3 protein-coding genes and 1 pseudogene are annotated in these 2,811 nt (G+C 69.0%); 3 read left to right on the plus strand and 1 reads right to left on the minus strand.

What is annotated here, in order from left to right; genetic code table 11:
- From ACIRDX_RS22490 to ACIRDX_RS22500, 3 genes are all read left to right on the plus strand, one after another.
- A partial coding sequence (locus ACIRDX_RS22490; protein WP_396627649.1) for a PstA family ABC transporter permease occupies nt 1-530 on the plus strand: 530 nt, incomplete at its 5' end.
- A gap of 7 nt (nt 531-537) precedes the next feature.
- Nucleotides 538-1,296 carry a phosphate ABC transporter ATP-binding protein gene (locus tag ACIRDX_RS22495; protein ID WP_396627652.1) on the plus strand — a complete coding sequence of 253 codons (759 nt, stop codon included), beginning with the start codon at nt 538-540 and terminating at the stop codon, nt 1,294-1,296.
- Nucleotides 1,293-2,072 (plus strand): phosphate ABC transporter ATP-binding protein, encoded by a 780-nt coding sequence (locus ACIRDX_RS22500; protein ID WP_396627651.1) that lies wholly within the window; start codon nt 1,293-1,295, stop codon nt 2,070-2,072. The genes ACIRDX_RS22495 and ACIRDX_RS22500 overlap by 4 nt, the downstream gene beginning before the upstream one ends.
- A 62-nt stretch (nt 2,073-2,134) precedes the next feature.
- On the opposite strand, the pseudogene ACIRDX_RS22505 reads toward ACIRDX_RS22500, so the two are convergent.
- A pseudogene (locus tag ACIRDX_RS22505) lies at nt 2,135-2,811 on the minus strand (hypothetical protein); the annotation flags it as partial.

Raw genomic sequence — 2,811 nt, forward strand, 5'->3', positions numbered from 1 at the left:
CCAGCATCGTGCATGCCCTCTTCGGGCTCGGCGCCTTCGTGCTGGCCGCCGGACTCGGCCAGTCCATCCTCGCCGCCTCGCTCACGCTGGCCGTGATGACGCTGCCGGTGATCATCGCCAGCACGTCCGAGGCGCTGTCATCGGTGCCGCGGTCCTTCCGGGAGGCGTGCTGGAACGTCGGCGCCACGCGGTGGCAGACCATCCGCGTGGTGGTGCTGCCCAATGCCGTCAGCGGCATCCTCACGGGCGTCATCCTGCAGGTGTCGCGCGCCGCAGGCGAGACGGCGCCCATCCTCTTCACCGGCGCGGTGATGTACAAGGCCGTCGACCAGGGCGACCTGTTCCCGTACCGCCTCACCGAGAGCGCGATGGCACTGGCCACCCACCTCTACAACCTCGCCACCCAGATCAACGGGGCGCCAGATTCCCTGCAGTTCGCCACGGCCACGGTGCTCGTGGGGGCCGTGCTCCTGGTCAACTCCACCGCCGTCGTCCTGCGCGTCTACCTGCGCAACCGGAAGAAGTGGTAGGCGCCTGATGTGCACGGACACGGCCATCGCGGTCAGGGACCTCCGGGTGCGGTACGGAGCCACGGAGGTGATCCACGGGATCTCCTTCGAGGTGCTCCGCGGCGAGATTCTCGGCGTGATCGGCCCGGCGCAGTCGGGCAAGACGTCCATGCTGCGCTGCCTGAACCGGACGCTGGAGTTCACGCCCGGCGCACGGATGCAGGGGGTGGTCGAGGTCAACGGCGAGGATGTCGCGCGGACGCGCGACGTGTATGCGCTGCGCCGCACCATCGGCATGGTCGCGCCCCTGCCGGTGGGCCTGCCGCTGTCCATCTACGACAACGTCGCCTTCGCCCCGCGTGCGGCCGGGCTGACGGCGCGTGCCTCGCTCGATGAACTCGTGGAGCGCTGCCTCGTGCAGGCGGCCCTGTGGGACGAGGTGAAGGATCGGCTCCACACCCTGGGCACCAAGCTCTCGGGCGGGCAGCAGCAGCGCCTGACCATCGCCCGCGCCCTCTCGCACCGGCCCGCCATCCTGTGCCTCGACGAGTTTTCCATCGCCATCGACCCGGTCACGACGATGCGCATCGAGGACGTGCTGAAGCAGCTCAAGGCGGAGATGACGATCGTGCTCGTGACCAACCTCACGCAGCAGGCGCGGCGCCTCGCCGACCGGACGATGTTCCTGCTCGACGGCGAGATCGTCGAGATCGGCGCGACCGATCAGGTGTTCTCGCGGCCTGCCGACCAGCGCACGGGCGACTACGTGAACGGGATCTTCGGATGAGTGTCGACGCAGGCGCCTACGGGATCGAGACGCGCGGCCTCAACCTCTGGTATGGCGACTTCCAGGCCCTGCGCGACGTGTCGCTGCAGATCAAGCCGCAGCTGATCACGTCGCTCATCGGGCCCTCGGGATGCGGCAAGACGACGTTGCTGCGCTGCTTCAACCGGGTGAACGAGCGCTACGGCTCGGTGCGCACCACCGGCGCCATCGAGGTGCTCGGGCAGGACATCTACGCCCCTGCCGTCTCGCTGGTCGAACTGCGCAAGGCCGTCGGCATGGTGTTCCAGCGGCCCAACCCCCTGCCGATCTCGGTGTACGAGAACGTCGTCTTCGGCCTGCGCGTGCACGGGGACCGGCGCAGCCTGGCGAAGACGATGCTCGATGAGGCCGTGGAGCGCGCCCTCCGGGAGGTCGGCCTGTGGGACGACCTCAAGGATCGCCTGCACGAGCGCGCCACCGGCCTGCAGCTCGAGCAGCAGCAGAAGCTGTGCATCGCGCGGTTGCTGCCTCTGAAGCCGAGCGTCATCCTGATGGACGAGCCCTGCTCGGCACTCGATACCGCAGGCACCCGCGCCGTCGAGGAACTGATGCTCGTGCTCAAGGAGCGGTTCACGATTCTGATCGTGACGCACAGCATGTCGCAGGCCCGCCGCATCAGCGACGAGTGCGTGTTCATGCTGCTGGGCGAAGTGGTCGAGCACGCGCGGACCGAGCAGCTCTTCCTCTCCCCGAAGGACTCGCGCACGACCGACTACGTCGAGGGACGATACGGCTAGCCGTCGCCCTTGGGCGACGGTCTGGGGTACGTCGGGGGAGGCACGGGTGCCCGGTGTGGCGCCTACGACCCCTGGCCTCCTGGACCGAAGCAGCGCAGCGTGACCAGCGGCTCGCTGCGTGACGTGTTGGTGAACGTCACGCCCTGCCGCGCGCCCGCGTCGCCGCAGAACCACTCGTCGTCGCTCAGGTCGGTCACGCGCAGCATCGACGGGCTCGAGATCGGCTCGCCGTTGACCGTCCCCGTGCCCTGGACGCACACCAGCGTCCACGCGCTGGTGTCGCGGACCGTGCAGGTCGCGCCTGGCTCCAGCGTGAGTTCCTTGGCCGAGAACAGGTCACCGTCCGCGAAGGTTCCATAGACCACCCAGCGGTCGACGAAGCCCTGCCCCTCGTTCGCCACGCGCGGACGCAGCAGGTGCCGCTCCCGGAACGTCGGGTCGAGGTTCAGGTCCCAGTCCAGTTGCTCGACGAGGTAGTCGAGGTCGTCGTGGTGCTCCGGCGGCACGTCCTGCACCAGCAGGTCGCGGGGCACGGCCTGCCCGTCCACCAGCGACTGGTACATCGACTTCACGTCCGAGGCCCATTGTGGTTCGTACGTGCAGAGCGAACCCGGCGCGTGGAGCATGCGCGGCGGGACCAGCCATCCCGTGCCGAGTTCGAGCCGCGACGCCTCGCTGAGGTCGAGGATGCCGTTGTCGCCGGCATGCCACCGCTCGAGGCAGCGGCGCACGTCGGCCT

It is taken from the genome of Luteitalea sp. (assembly GCF_044337415.1).
Classification (GTDB): Bacteria; Acidobacteriota; Vicinamibacteria; order Vicinamibacterales; family Vicinamibacteraceae; genus Luteitalea.